A 13,345-nucleotide genomic window follows, 5' to 3' on the forward strand; every position below is an offset into this window, starting at 1 on the left:
AAGCGCGATCGCCCTTTCATTCCCAAAAAACGATCGCCCTTTTGATTTACCGCACCAAAAACGCCGCACACTCAACATGAGAAGTCTGAGGAAAGAAATCCGCCGGCTGCACTCGCGCTAACTTATAATCCCCATTTTCGCACAAAATCTTCAGGTCGCGAGCCAAAGTAGCAGGCTTGCAGCTAACATAAACAATGCGATTTGGTTTGATTTCCTTGATAGCTTCTAAAACCGCGCTATCGCACCCTTTCCTCGGCGGATCTAGCAGCACAATATCCGGTGTCAATCCCAAGGAAGGCAGCAAACTTTCTACTGTTCCCGCCTGAAACTCGACATTTCTCACGTCATTTAACTCAGCATTTAATCTGGCTTGTTCGATCGCCGCCGGTTGCACTTCTAAACCTATGGCTATTTTTACTTGTTTTGCCAGGGGTAAAGTAAAAGTACCAATTCCGCAGAAAGCGTCAACCAAAATCTCGTTTCCCTGCAAATTCAATTCCCCTACCATCACCTCTAACAATGCTTCAGCAGCCTCTGTATTTACCTGGAAAAAAGTATCGGCTCTTAGCTGAAATTTCAAACCAGCAAAGCTTTCTCGCAGATAAGAACGACCCGCAATGCAGCGAGTTTCTGCACCAAAAATCACATTAGTTTGAGCGGGATTTATATTCAAACAAACCCCTGCCAGTTGAGGATAGCGATTCAGCCACTCTGATGCTTGCTCTTCGAGTCCCGGCAACTCTCCAGTGCGAACTATTAAAGTTAGCAGCATCTCGCCGGTGCGCCGTCCGATTCGCAAGGACAAATGGCGCAATTCTCCTGTATGTTTCTTTTCGTCGTAGACTTGCCAATCCCGCCAGTGGATGTCTTCTTTGACTTCTTTTAACAAAGGATTGAGGCGCGGGTCTTGCACCGGACACTGATTGAGATTGACTAATTTGTGGGTGCTTTTTTGATAGTAACCTGCTTGGACTTGATTTGTTGCAGATATGGCCACAGGATAAGTCGCTTTGTTGCGGTATCCCAAAAATTGAGGAAATCCCTCGATTTTTCCAGTTAAAATTTCATCGACTTGCAGATTGCTAAATCCGCCAATCCTTTCTAAGGCTTGAATGATTTGATTTTGCTTGGCTGCAAGTTGATATTGATAATCTACGTGCTGCCACTGACAGCCGCCGCACTTGTCGGCGACAATGCAGTTAGCTCGGATGCGGTGTTCGGAGGTTTCCAGAAGTGTGTCCAGCTTGCCTGTAGCATAGGTGGATTTGACTTGCACGAGGCGCACAAGGACTCGATCGCCAGTCACGGTATCGGGCACAAACACTACTAACTCACCAAAACGGCCAACTCCGTCGCCGGTGTCTGTCAAGTCGGTAATCTCTATCTCAATCAGTTGACCTTGCTGGCACGGGTTTGCCAATTTCGTCGAGTTTGGGGTGGGGAATTTAGATTTGGTCACAAGTAGTCATGGTAGGATTTAATATGGTAATGCAATATCGCTCTCTCTTTCCTGAGATAAGTCGTAGCGAAGCGGGGCGTAAGCCATCGCACTCAAGCTCAATTGCAGGCTGTCTTCCTGCTGCTGAACGTCTTGCTGCTAAAGCCAAGCTTCAACCGGGGAGTCGAGCTTGTCGCGAGTTGCCTCGATCCCGTCGGTGCGATCGGCTGTTGGGGCGATGTAGCAAAAACTCGTTAAACAGTCAAAGTGTCTGCCGACATCAAAACTCTCACTCGCAATTTTTGAGTTTTTTCCCGCAGTACCCTGGAACACAAGGAAACTGGCTTGAACATCAAGCATAACGCTTGGGGAGATTTACCCTCTACTTCTAGGATTCATAAATGTTAGGAGCAAGGCAAGTCTGCGAACCAAGAATCCCGTCGCCAACTGATGGGAATGTTTATTAATGTTATCCTCAAATTTGAATAACAATGAGCGTAGTTAGCCAATTAATTCTCCAAGCCGACGACGAACTTCGTTATCCCAGTACCGGCGAACTCCAAAGTATCAATGATTTCTTTAAAACCGGAGAACAGCGGGTGCGTATTGCTACTGCGCTGTCTGACAGTGAGAGGAAAATTGTTGAAGAAGCTAGTAAAAAACTCTGGAAAAAACGACCTGATTTTATCTCTCCTGGGGGCAATGCTTACGGCCAGCGCGAACGGGCTTTGTGTCTGCGCGACTACGGCTGGTACTTGCGCCTGATTACCTACGGTATCTTGGCGGGTGACAAGGAGCCGATCGAAAGCATCGGTTTGATTGGCGTTCGGGAAATGTATAATTCTCTCGGCGTTCCTGTTCCTGGCATGGTCGAAGCTATCCGCTGTTTGAAGGAAGCTTCTTTGGCTTTGCTCAATCAGGAGGATGCTAAGGAAGCAGCTCCTTATTTTGATTATATCGCTCAGGCAATGTCTTAATTGCTTTGGTGATTGCTTTCATCAATGTGGCGGAGCATTCGCGGGTGATTTTTGGGGTGATTTTATCTCGCAATTGCTCGCAAATGTTTCGCTTCTGTTTTCTGGCAAGGAAATCTGCCTCATTTCTCCTAGGAAGCAATGCAGTTTAAGCTTTCCCAGATGTTGAGTTCGTCTTGTCTTTCAGTGCACATTTGATTTAAAAAGTCAAGTGTTTTTGGGAGAGATTGTTTTTTGAATTTCCGGCTGTCGTACAGAATGGATGTTTTGAGCTGCGAGAGTTCTCCAAGGGTGGGGCAGGTTTGGATTTGATGGGCGATTGCATTTTGCCATTCTTCCAGCCTGCGGTACGAGATAAATTGTCCGCCTCTGTCCCGCCGGTGCACGAAAACCACGAAAGCCCAGGATTCGACTCGCTTAATCAGGTTTTGGCTGATTTTGAGCAGTTGGGCGATCGACCTGACGGTGATGCAGAGCTTTTTCGAGGGTTGGATGCGACGAAATAGTGCTGTCATGGCTGTATACTCAGGGCTTGAGAGGCAAGTTCGGTTTAGAGTCAATTACATATTACTATATCAGACTCTTATTGCACTTGTGCAATTAAATTAATTTAAACTTCTTCAGCTCAGATGTTGCTCGTGCAACCCTCAATCATTGATGCTGTGCTAGTTTGAGAGTTAACGTAGGTGGGAAAAATGTCAGGACTCTCTAACAAAGCTGTGGTAGACAAAGAGCAGGAATTGCGTCCCGTTCGCTTCACTGAAACGGGGCGGATGCGTTTGGGGAAGATTTTAAAAGCGGCAAGACAGACAACAGGTTGGTCTGTCAGCGAAACAGAGTTCAAAACCAAGGGATATGAAGAGGCGCTGTTCACAGCTACAAATCAACCCGTACCCAAAGATGTGGGTATCAGTGCCGCAACAGTCAACCGTTACGAACGCGGGAAGCTGGATAATTTGGATTGGCGATCGCTCTCTCTGTTATGCTTTGTGCTCAAGCCGATCGACCCGGTGACAGGAGAGGCCCTGGAACCGACAAATGCGCTTTACATCGCGTGCGAACATCCCCCATACAACGATGCGAAGCTCTACGACTAGATTATTTGCAGATAGGTGATGACTGATGGTGGTAGCAGAAGCTAAGCCAGAAAAAGAATACTTGAGACGGAGATTTACTGATACCGGGCTGCGGCGGTTGGGTAAATTCCTGCGATCGTGGCGGGAAGCTAGGGGGTGGAGCGTTCACGAACTGAGCGAAAAGACCAAGCAGCATGAGGCTCAATTTTATAATCTAGGGGGAGAGCCTTTGCCGAAAGTCTTGGGGGTCAGCATTGCAGGCATTTCGAGAATCGAAAATGGCTATTACAACAAGCCTGCACCCGATCTTTTGTGGCTGTTCCTCGATGTTCTCGAACCAGTTCACCCGGTTGAAAAGCGGTTGGTTACTCTAGAAGACTTACTGTTGATCGGAACTGAATTTTGGAACCCAAACGTCGAGGCGTAGGATTGACATAATAGTTAAATTGGATCTGTAAAATGCCCGGATTTCTTGACTTTAAGGCTGTCCTCGATCGGGAAAAACTGCGCCCTGTGCGATTTACGGATACGGGACGCAGTAGATTGGGCAAACTTCTGAAAGCAGCTAGAGAGATTCGGGGCTGGTCAATTATTGAAACAGAAATGGTCACAAAAGAATATGAGGCCGCTCTGTTTCGGACAGCCGGAGATCCTGTACCAAAAGATGTTGGTATTAGTAATGCTACTGTTAGTCGCTACGAACGCGGGAAGTTAGAAAGTTTGGACTGGCGATCGCTCTCTCTGTTATGCTTTGTGCTCAAGCCGATCGATCCGGTGACTGGGGAAGCCCTGGAACCGACAAATGCGCTTTATATCGCTTGCGAACATCCCCCCTATAATGACGCGAAGCTTTACGAGTAGTTGATTGCTGACATCTGGCAGTATTGTTAATCAGCTTTTTTTGGGCGGGCTAGGAGCAACGGCCCACAAGCAAAATATTGAGTTGTTGTGGAACAGGCATCTTGCCTGTTCTTAACAATAGCGATCGGGAGTAAGTTATTACCGATCGCCCTTTTGTTTAGCAATTAAAGCTTTAGCTTGCTGCCACAGAGATTCTAACTCTTCTGGGGCATAATCTGACAAAGGTCGATCGCAGGCAGCCTCTACTTTCGCAAACCGCTGCACAAAGCGATCGTTTGTTCCCTGCAAAGCAGCCGACGGATCTAAATCATACCAGCGAGCTAATTGAATCAACACAAACATAATATCTCCCAATTCCGACTGCTGCGCTGCTTTATCCTCGTGTTTGAGAGCGTGTTCAAATTCTGCCATTTCTTCGTGAAATTTATCCCAAACGCCGTCTACACTGTCCCAATCAAAACTCACTTCCGCAGCTTTTTGAGAGATTTTCATCCCGGCGGCGATCGGAGGCAAAGTGCTGGCATAACGGCTCATCTTGGAGGCTAAAGTTGCTGGCTTTTCCGAAGTTGTACCTTTTTCTGCTGCTTTGATTTTTTCCCAGTTTTCGTTGACTTCATCCACGCTGTTGAGTTCGACATCGCCAAAGACGTGGGGATGTCGCCGAATTAGTTTTTCTGTAATGCCTGCAGCGATTTCGGCGAAGGTAAACTGATTGGATTCGCTGGCAATTTGAGCTTGCAGAATTACCTGTAACAGTAAGTCGCCCAATTCTTCGACGATCGCATCTTTATCTCCTTTGCGAATCGCGTCGGCCGTTTCATAAGCTTCTTCGATTATGTGAGGAAGTAGAGTTTGGGGAGTTTGGGCTAAATCCCAAGGACATCCGCCGTCTGGCGATCGCAATTTAGCCACAACTTCTATAAGTTCTTTGAGTGCGGTGAGCGATCTACTTTCAGGATTAGACATAATAATTTACCTTTTATATCAACCGCCAAGACGGTTATAACGTTGTTAAGGGCTCCAACCATTAATTTTATTACTTCTTGCTTCTTCCTTCTTCCTTCTTGCTTCTTCCTTCTTCCTTCTTCCTTCTTCCTTCTTCCGACTTCCTTCTTCCGACTTCCATCGAACTGACATCCGTTACATCCGTTACATCTTGTACAGTGCTCGTTGCCGAACTTCCTTCTTCCTTCTTCCTTCTTCCTTCTGCTATGGATTTGCTAGATGTGCGAGTGGGAGCTTTGATTTTGGGCCTCTTAATTGTCTTAGGAGGGCGCAACCCGCTCAATCCTTTCTTTTTGAATCTTTTGTAAGCAGAGCCGCCCCAATCGCTCAGATAGTGGCTCATAGCGCCCAATTCTAGACCGATGTAAACGGCTAAAATTTCGATGTGGTGTTCCCAGATCGATCGCCCGTAACTCAAAACCACATCCTGCCAATTCCCGCCTAAGTTCCCGACTTTTTCGGCAACTGCCAATCCCAACATTCCGAAAACCGCGATCCAGATAGCGAGGTACAAGATTCGCAAAGCAGTGCCGATCAGAGGGCCGTGGGACAAAAAAGAGCGGTGGCGCAGGCTTTTTTGGTACGGGAGCCAAATCGGTTTGAACCATCCCCAGCGCTGATACTGGCAAGAGTAGATATCCAAGTCGGGGCCAAACATCAGCCCGCCGAATAAGAAACTGCCGGAAACGAGCAAAGTCAGGTTGCTGCTGCTCGTCTGGCCAAAGGTGAGGCCTGCCACCAAGGGCAAACTCCACAGGGTTATTTGATCGTGGGTGCGGCCAGAGGGCATTTAAAGTTTAGGATTTTTTTTACTTGATCTTTCTGAGTTACTGTGATATGATAAATCCCTATGAGTGCAATTGGGTGATTAGCTCAGTGGTAGAGCGCCTGCTTTACACGCAGGATGCCGTAGGTTCAAATCCTACATTACCCATCCGATAACTCAATATAAACAGTTTCAGCCGTTTTTAGCCGTCAAGCCGAGAACGGCTTTAACTGTTGCTGTTGACGGTTGACTTGTGAATTTGGTGACGACTAAATTTAACATTCTGTGGCGGATGTCTCAAAAGTTGGCACGCAATGCTAGAAAATGAATTTATTGATTTTCTTTTTTAGAACCGTGTATATGAAGCCTAAAATAACTAGCCCGATCGCGTGGCAGCAAGCTGAACTGCTCATGCAGCCAGCGATGATCCGAGTGCTCGACAACATCCGCAAACAATTAGAGGAGTCTGTCTGGACGGGCACTTATCAAGAAGTGCAGATTCCAATTCCCGGCTATCAACTAATTTTAGAGCATCAAGGCGAGCAAAGATGCGTCGATATTTGGGAACTTTGCTATCGAGTCTGCTTTGTCAACTACGAGCCCGCCCACACTCAACTGCAAAGTCAGGAAGTCGTAATTGACACTAGCTTGATTGAGGATGACACTGGGGATGTAGATTGGAATCGTCTTGATGCCAAAGCCAGCAAATTAATACAAGAAATATTCGCTAATTTGGACAAATAGTTCAGTTGTCAGTTGACAGGAAAGCAGTAGTTAACAGTCAACAGTCAACAGTTAACAGTCAACAGTCAACACTCAACAAAATCTTATGCTGATTCAAGAATTGCACGACATTCAAGCCGCAGCAGGTGCTACTTTTACAGAGTTAACAACCAAAGAAATTGTGCCAGTCAGTTTTGGTAACGACGCAAAAGCGATCGCAGCAACTAAACAAGGTGCGGCTTTGTACGATCGCACTCACTGGGGACGCATTCAAATCTCAGACAGCGATCGGCTGCGGTTCTTGCACAATCAAAGTACCAATAACTTCAATATACTCAAACCCGGTCAAGGTTGCGATACCGTTTTCGTCACATCCACCGCCCGGACGATCGACCTCGCCACCGCTTATGCTACAGAAGATGCTGTACTGCTGTTAGTTTCAGCCAACCGCCGCCGCCAACTGCTGGAATTGCTCGATCGCTATATTTTCCCAATGGATCGCGTCGAGTTAACAGATTTAACTGATACAACTGTTGCTTTCAGTTTGCTCGGCCCGGAAAGCACTCAACTATTAGAAAAAATCGGAGTTGTCGAACTTGAAAATCAACCTTACGCTACTAACAAATTGATAAAAACCCCCCCTCTTTCCCCCCCTTACCAAGGGGGGGATGAAGGGGGGGTTCGAGTTGCGGTTGGTAGCGGTTTAGCAACTCCCGGATACACGTTAATTGCGTCAGCAAGCGATGCAGCCCACTTGTGGCATGAATTAGTCAAAGCTGGGGCCGTACCGATGGGCGATCGAGTTTGGGAACAACTGCGAATCGAACAAGGACGCCCCGCCCCCGATTTTGAACTCACAGACGATTACAACCCCCTAGAAGCCCGTCTTTTACACACGATTACCTATGACAAAGGCTGCTACATCGGTCAAGAAACAATTGCCCGGTTGAACACCTACAAAGGAGTCAAACAGCAACTTTGGGGCGTGCAGTTGAGCGGTGCGGTTGAACCCGGAACAGCAGTCACAATCGGAGAAGAAAAAGTCGGCAAACTCACCAGTTTTACGGAAACTGAATCGGGATTTTTTGGTCTTGCTTACATCCGCACAAAAGCGGGCGGCGAAGGATTGAAAGTGCAAGTCGGATCGGTGCCAGGGGAAGTAGTAAATGTACCTTTCTTGAGTTCGTAGTTGCGATCGGTTGTCTGTTGACGCCGCAGCGGCAAAAACTTTCTTGTTGAGGTTGATTTGGGAAGGATGCTAACACCATAAATTGACACCAAGTCATATCTTTAGATAGATTTGCGAACCAACAACAGCAATTATTCTGTATAAAAGTCATTACAGAAAAAACAGAGTTTTTCAATAAAAAAGTTTACATCGCGCTTAGTTACAACTTGCCTGCGAGTAGGATAATCTTTGCTGTAGGAATAGCGCTGATTTTTAGCTCCGAATAGGAATTTTTGGGCCACAAAATGCAAGCGATCGCTACACATTTAACCCCTGAAGCTAAGTCTTACGAAGTTGCCCGTCCCGATCGGCAGCCAACAAGTGATACAGAGAAGGATGCAAGTGGTGTACTTGACAATATCCGAGAAAAGCTGAATCTTGACCAACCCATTGCCCCCAGTACCAAAAGATTTATAGAATCGGTAAAAAATAACGTGGGCGAAGCAGTTACGCCGGCACAGGAAGCAGTAGAAACAGCTACAGAGCGAGGTAGCAGCGATCGAGCCAACTAATTCAATCGCATCCAGTTTTCAAATATCAAATTCTTAAAATAGCTGTATGTACGAAAATGCAATCCCGTTTTCTTTTGAGTTCAAAAGGGATCGCATGACCAATCAGCTAAACAGGCTATAATCCTAGACCGCTAAGAAATCAGCAGCCGTGAGGGTAGTGGTATTAATACCAGTCAGAGTTGCCAGAATTTCATTACTGGCGGTAACAATAATGTTGCTGCCAGAGAAGGACAAAGCGCCGAAAGTCAGACCGCCGGATAGACCAATTTAATCGAGTCCAGGGGTAAAGTCGGTAATCGTATCAGTGCCGTCTAGGGCTGCGAAGATGAAGGTATCAGAACCATTGCCACCAGTTAAGATGTCGTTGCCAGTACCGCCTGTCAACTCATCCTTGCCGTTACCGCCATTGAGGATGTCATTACCAGCGCGGCCAATGAGGATGTCTTTGCCGTTGCCGCCATCGAGGCGATCGTTGCCTGCTGTGCCATCAAGTAAATCCTCCCCGTTACCACCAAAAAGGTTAGTCCCCACGGCAACGGTGACATTACCAATGTCGGTGAGGCTACCATCGCTGAGGGTGTAGCTAAAGCTGCCATTGCCGCTGAACCCAGTTGTCGGGGTGAAGACAATAGAGTCATCTGCCGAGTTGCCAGCCGTGCCGTTGTCATTCAGGACTACTGTACCCTTGGTAGGATTGCTGACACCAGTGATGCTGAGGGGGTTGCTGTCGGGATCGGTATCGTTAGCTAACAGGGTACTTGCCGAGATGGTCACAGCAGTATTAAAGGCAGTGGTGGCACTGTCATCAACGGCAACTGGAGGAAGGTTGACTGGAGCAAAGTTGAATTGAAAGTCATCATATCCAATACCGGCAATATCCGTTATGCTGTTGATACTAATGCGGGTAATGTTTGTGAACGATCATAAATCTACCAGCTCTTTAGTTAAATAATCACCATCTGCGATGAGATCAACTGTAATGGGCGAGCCTGTAGTAGTATAAACATCAATTTTGGCAGCATTAACCGAATTATCTCCGATTGTAAAAAACGATAAATTACTAACGGGTTGAGCAAAATCAACATTAAGATTTAGGTTGCCATTTAACCCCCCCGCTTGAAGTGTATGTACCGATTGCGTTTGGTGGAGAGTTTCCGAAGTTCTCACCAGAATATGTTTTGACCAAATTCCCAGGCTCAGTTGAAAACGTTACTCCTGAATACTGATTGCTTACAACTGTATTAAAAGCTAAATCGTCAAAATTGACAGTTGTCACAGATATTACCTTCCTTGTTTATTTGAGAGTTTGCTGTAGTGAAAGAGATACTGTATTAGTTGATAGGGGCCAGTCAAGATAAAGATTGTAAAGATTGTATAAAAGCAGATAAAGATTCTGCGCTCGCTCGTTCAGGTCTGATGGTTCCAATGGTCAAGGAGAGATGTGAGGCTACCACCTCGATTCTAGAGGCGGGGCGATCGCTTTTACTTACTCTTGTGTCTGTGGAGGATTTGCTCAGGAGGAGTGCAGAGCCCTGTTGTGAGTGAGGAAACTTTAAAAATTTATGGACAGACTGAAACGGACTTGCAATGCTGTATCAGCCATCCGCTACAGACAGGACTTTTCAAGGCAAGCCTTGTTTTTTGGACGCTTGCTACACAAACGCCAAACTCTAACTTAACTGCTTGTACCGAAGTATAAACTTGATTGTGGTTAAAAGTCCCTCTAAAGAATTATTTGTATATTCTCCTGAAGACAGATGATAGTAGCGACCAAGCTAAATAACATACAAAGTGTACAGAGCTATTAGGTAATCTAAAGGCATAATTTAAAAGCAGTCTATTTGCGCCTTATAGGAAAGACATTCGACTTACCCACTTGCCCAAGCTAAACAAAGTGGCAGTATGTGACGTAACCTTGTGCCTTCCTTCAGGTTAATGACTGCTTGCTCTTTGATACTTAATTAATTAAGTTTACCTAATTTCTTGTTTCTCTGTTCTACCTGTCAGACTCTAATTACCCTGTTGTTATAAGTCCCTCTAAAGAATTGTTTGTAGCTTCTCCTGAAGATGGAAGATAGCAGCGACCAAGGGAAATAACATCAAAGTCTACAGAGTTATTGGGGAATCTAAAGCCTGAATTAAAAGCACTCTCTTTGCGCCTTACAGGACATACATTCGGCTTACGCACTTGCCAATGTTGAACAAAGTTGCAGTAGGTCGCGTACTCTTGTGCCTTACTTCAGGTTAATGACCAATTGAGCTTTGATTCTTAATTAGGTTTACCTAATTTTTTCTTTCTCTACTCTATGTGTCACACCCTAATTACCATCTGGTAATACGCTTCTTTGTAGATGGCGCAAAGGATACCCGAAATTTTCGCAGTTTGAGACATTTGTGTTGCTTGTAGGTCATTGGGTATACCCAGACTGACCAATTTTCATTTTACCTTATCAAACTTATTTAAGAAGTCTCATGGTTAACTTACTCAGACCGCCCAGTGTTTCTTCAATTTCTCGCTTCGGTACTGTAACTGGTTTGTGGAGGCAACAGTCTCTTTACGACAGGAGGGCACTTAAAACTGGTATCGTCCATTTCGGGCCTGGTCGTTTTTTTAGGGGTCACCTTGCCTGCATAATACATAACTATCTTGCACAGAAGGGGTTCCAAGAGCAGAGATGGGGGATTTGTGGGGTTAGCCTCAAGAGTCAACAGACCATTACTAGGTTGAAACCGCAGAGATTCCTTTACACTTTGACCAAACACTCTAGTTGCGCTCAAAATCGTGAGGAAGCGGAAGTTATCGGTTCTATCAGGGAAATAGTTAATGGTAGAGAGAAGTGCGAGTATGTGCTTGAAAAGATGGCGTCTCCCTCTGTGCATTTGGTGACTCTGACAATTACTCAAGGAGGCTACCATCTAGACAAGAATTTTAACCTCGACACAGCGAATGAAGACATCGCGCACGATTTGCAAAATCCTTCCACTCCAACAACTGCAATTGGCTTTATCGTAGAGGCGCTACGCCGACGACGCGATCGCTCAATGACCCCCTTCACCACCCTTTCTTGCGATAACCTCCCAAGAAACGGGGATATCCTGCGAAAAGCAGTGCTAGCTTACGCTGACCTGATCGATCCTCAACTTGCAGAATACATCAGGGATAACGCCACGTTCCCTAATTCGGTTGTAGACAGGATTGTGCCTCAAGAACAGGAATCCGACTATAACTACCCCAGCCGACTGTTGCAGGTGCGCGATCGCGCACCCATTGTAACCGAACCATTTTGGCAGTTTGTCGTGGAAGACAAATTCACAGGCGATCGCCCCAAGTGGGAAGATACAGGGGTGATTGTGACTAGCGACATCACTCCGTTCCTGTATATGAAGTCGAGATTCTTGAATGCAGTACACTCCTTCATAGCCTGTTTAGCTGTAAGAGCAGGTATAGAGTATATGCACGAGGCGATCGCGCTACCGGAATTCCAGTTGTTTACTCGGCTTCTCATGGACGATATCGCAGCAGCAACACCAGTGCCTCGCCAGATGTGCGAACAATATATGGAGCAGGTGTTACTAAGGCTGAGTAACGAGGCTCTTCCCGATACTACTGAGAGAATCTCTTCAGAAACCTGTAGGAAAGTAGGCAAGTATATATTTCCTATACTTCAGGATGCTTATAGCCTAAAGGTCAGCATGAAGCGGATTATACTTCCTGTTGCGGCGTGGCTGCTTGCAGTTAGAGAAGAGGCGTGCGAGTCTGGTCAACCCTATCATGCCAAGGATACTCAAAGCGCAATTACAGCGATTCAAGAAGGCGCAGTAATTAGCGGGATTCTGGGATTGGAGAATTGCCAACAGACAGAGGCCGTAGATAATGAATGCCACCAGGCTTTGCGAAATCTTCAGACCCACGGACTATTGACTACGCTTAAGAATTACAGTGAGGGAGGTCTTTTGAATGAAACCACTTTATCAGCATCCTAAGATGGTGCTTTTCGATCATGACGGAACTGTCGTTGACAGTGAAACCATAGCACTTAAGAGCGCATGGAGGCTGACAAATGAAGTAGCTCGTGAGTTCCCTGGCGCTCAACACTATGAGCTTGAGGACTTTGTTAAAAGCTTCGCCGGGAAACCATACAGGGAAATACTCAAAAAGCTCTACCCAGATTCATTAACCAGTCTTAATGAGCGCGATATTGACAGGCTAGTGGCTGAAGAAGAAAAGAGAGCGATTCAACAGCTTACTATAGAGGCAAAAGCGACAGAAGGAACGCCCCAAGTCCTGTCTTACCTGCGCGACGACGGATTTGAATATGCACTTGTAAGTAACAGCAGCTTACAGCGCCTAAGTGCTTGCCTTACTTCTGCAGCCCTGACCGACTATTTCCCCAGCGAGCAGATATTTAGCGCTCACGACTCTCTCCCCGTTCCGCGACCCAAGCCGCTTCCTGACATCTACCTCTATGCAGTCAAGTGTCTGGACGCTGAAGTTTCGGGTTGCGTGGCAGTTGAAGATTCTCTCAGTGGGGTAAGGGCTGCCGTTGCCGCTGGAATTGGGCAGATTATCGGTTATGTAGGGGGAACTCATATCAGCGAGGATGAACGAAAAAGCCGTGCAGATGCTCTTGTGTCGGCTGGTGCCCAGCAAGTTATCGAGCGGATGGACGATCTTATCGACCTATTATCAGCAACTCCACTGTAAGGACACCGGGCATCAGGCGATCGCTTGATGCCCTTAGTTAGGATGGTGAAAAATGGC

At 46.4% G+C, this 13,345-nt stretch carries 15 protein-coding genes, 1 tRNA gene and 1 pseudogene; 10 read left to right on the plus strand and 7 right to left on the minus strand.

The window, feature by feature from the left end; all coding sequences use genetic code 11:
- Positions 1 to 46: 46 nt before the first annotated feature.
- On the minus strand, positions 47 to 1,459 hold the full coding sequence (gene rlmD / locus QUB30_RS16830) for a 23S rRNA (uracil(1939)-C(5))-methyltransferase RlmD (protein ID WP_333335271.1): 1,413 nt from the start codon (positions 1,457 to 1,459) through the stop codon (positions 47 to 49).
- 138 nt (positions 1,460 to 1,597) lie between these two features.
- The gene (locus QUB30_RS16835; protein ID WP_333335274.1) at positions 1,598 to 1,798 is read right to left on the minus strand and encodes a hypothetical protein; all 201 of its coding nucleotides are present in this window, start codon (positions 1,796 to 1,798) and stop codon (positions 1,598 to 1,600) included.
- A gap of 131 nt (positions 1,799 to 1,929) precedes the next feature.
- On the opposite strand from QUB30_RS16835, the gene QUB30_RS16840 reads away from it, so the two are divergent.
- Complete coding sequence (locus tag QUB30_RS16840; RefSeq protein WP_333335277.1) at positions 1,930 to 2,415, plus strand: allophycocyanin subunit alpha-B; 486 nt, start codon at positions 1,930 to 1,932, stop codon at positions 2,413 to 2,415.
- 128 nt (positions 2,416 to 2,543) lie between these two features.
- On the opposite strand, the gene QUB30_RS16845 is transcribed toward QUB30_RS16840, so the two are convergent.
- A complete protein-coding gene (locus tag QUB30_RS16845) occupies positions 2,544 to 2,927 on the minus strand; it encodes a hypothetical protein (protein ID WP_333335280.1) in 384 nt (127 codons plus the stop codon).
- 180 nt (positions 2,928 to 3,107) lie between these two features.
- Here QUB30_RS16845 and QUB30_RS16850 point away from each other — a divergent pair, with 180 nt between their 5' ends.
- Genes QUB30_RS16850 through QUB30_RS16860 form a run of 3 tightly spaced genes read left to right on the plus strand, consistent with a single transcriptional unit; the run spans position 3,108 to position 4,349 of the window.
- Positions 3,108 to 3,509, plus strand: a complete 402-nt coding sequence (locus tag QUB30_RS16850) for a helix-turn-helix transcriptional regulator (RefSeq protein WP_190655959.1) — start codon at positions 3,108 to 3,110, stop codon at positions 3,507 to 3,509.
- Between the two features lie 25 nt (positions 3,510 to 3,534).
- Entirely contained in the window at positions 3,535 to 3,915 is a 381-nt protein-coding gene (locus QUB30_RS16855) for a helix-turn-helix transcriptional regulator (RefSeq protein WP_333335283.1), read from the plus strand.
- A gap of 32 nt (positions 3,916 to 3,947) precedes the next feature.
- Entirely contained in the window at positions 3,948 to 4,349 is a 402-nt protein-coding gene (locus QUB30_RS16860; RefSeq protein WP_333335286.1) for a helix-turn-helix transcriptional regulator, read from the plus strand.
- Positions 4,350 to 4,487: 138 nt separating this feature from the next.
- Here QUB30_RS16860 and mazG read toward each other — a convergent pair whose 3' ends face one another.
- A complete protein-coding gene (gene mazG, locus QUB30_RS16865) occupies positions 4,488 to 5,315 on the minus strand; it encodes a nucleoside triphosphate pyrophosphohydrolase (protein ID WP_333335289.1) in 828 nt (275 codons plus the stop codon).
- Between the two features lie 214 nt (positions 5,316 to 5,529).
- Positions 5,530 to 6,144, minus strand: a pseudogene (locus QUB30_RS16870) (metal-binding protein); the annotation flags it as partial.
- 72 nt (positions 6,145 to 6,216) lie between these two features.
- Between QUB30_RS16870 and QUB30_RS16875 the strand changes: the two are divergent.
- The 4 genes from QUB30_RS16875 to QUB30_RS16890 all read left to right on the plus strand — a co-directional run bounded on the left by QUB30_RS16875 (position 6,217) and on the right by QUB30_RS16890 (position 8,583).
- A tRNA-Val gene (locus QUB30_RS16875) sits at positions 6,217 to 6,288 on the plus strand.
- A 192-nt stretch (positions 6,289 to 6,480) separates the two neighbouring features.
- Positions 6,481 to 6,864, plus strand: coding sequence for a hypothetical protein (locus QUB30_RS16880; RefSeq protein ID WP_333335410.1), 384 nt, complete (start codon positions 6,481 to 6,483; stop codon positions 6,862 to 6,864).
- 88 nt (positions 6,865 to 6,952) lie between these two features.
- On the plus strand, positions 6,953 to 8,032 hold the full coding sequence (gene ygfZ, locus QUB30_RS16885; RefSeq protein WP_333335413.1) for a CAF17-like 4Fe-4S cluster assembly/insertion protein YgfZ: 1,080 nt from the start codon (positions 6,953 to 6,955) through the stop codon (positions 8,030 to 8,032).
- Positions 8,033 to 8,304: 272 nt separating this feature from the next.
- Entirely contained in the window at positions 8,305 to 8,583 is a 279-nt protein-coding gene (locus QUB30_RS16890; RefSeq protein WP_333335292.1) for a hypothetical protein, read from the plus strand.
- 267 nt (positions 8,584 to 8,850) lie between these two features.
- Here the strand turns inward: QUB30_RS16890 and QUB30_RS16895 are convergent, their stop codons facing one another.
- On the minus strand, positions 8,851 to 9,492 hold the full coding sequence (locus tag QUB30_RS16895) for an Ig-like domain-containing protein (RefSeq protein ID WP_333335416.1): 642 nt from the start codon (positions 9,490 to 9,492) through the stop codon (positions 8,851 to 8,853).
- Between the two features lie 12 nt (positions 9,493 to 9,504).
- Positions 9,505 to 9,750 (minus strand): hypothetical protein, encoded by a 246-nt coding sequence (locus tag QUB30_RS16900; protein WP_333335295.1) that lies wholly within the window; start codon positions 9,748 to 9,750, stop codon positions 9,505 to 9,507.
- Positions 9,751 to 11,055: 1,305 nt separating this feature from the next.
- Between QUB30_RS16900 and QUB30_RS16905 the strand changes: the two genes are divergently transcribed.
- Together QUB30_RS16905 and QUB30_RS16910 are read left to right on the plus strand one after the other, a co-directional pair.
- Positions 11,056 to 12,567: a mannitol dehydrogenase family protein gene (locus QUB30_RS16905; RefSeq protein ID WP_333335298.1), complete on the plus strand. Its 1,512-nt coding sequence runs from the start codon at positions 11,056 to 11,058 to the stop codon at positions 12,565 to 12,567.
- A complete protein-coding gene (locus tag QUB30_RS16910) occupies positions 12,542 to 13,288 on the plus strand; it encodes an HAD family phosphatase (protein WP_333335301.1) in 747 nt (248 codons plus the stop codon). The genes QUB30_RS16905 and QUB30_RS16910 overlap by 26 nt, the downstream gene beginning before the upstream one ends.
- Positions 13,289 to 13,345 lie beyond the last annotated feature (57 nt).

Source organism: Microcoleus sp. BROC3 (assembly GCF_036702515.1).
Taxonomy (GTDB): Bacteria; Cyanobacteriota; Cyanobacteriia; order Cyanobacteriales; family Microcoleaceae; genus Microcoleus.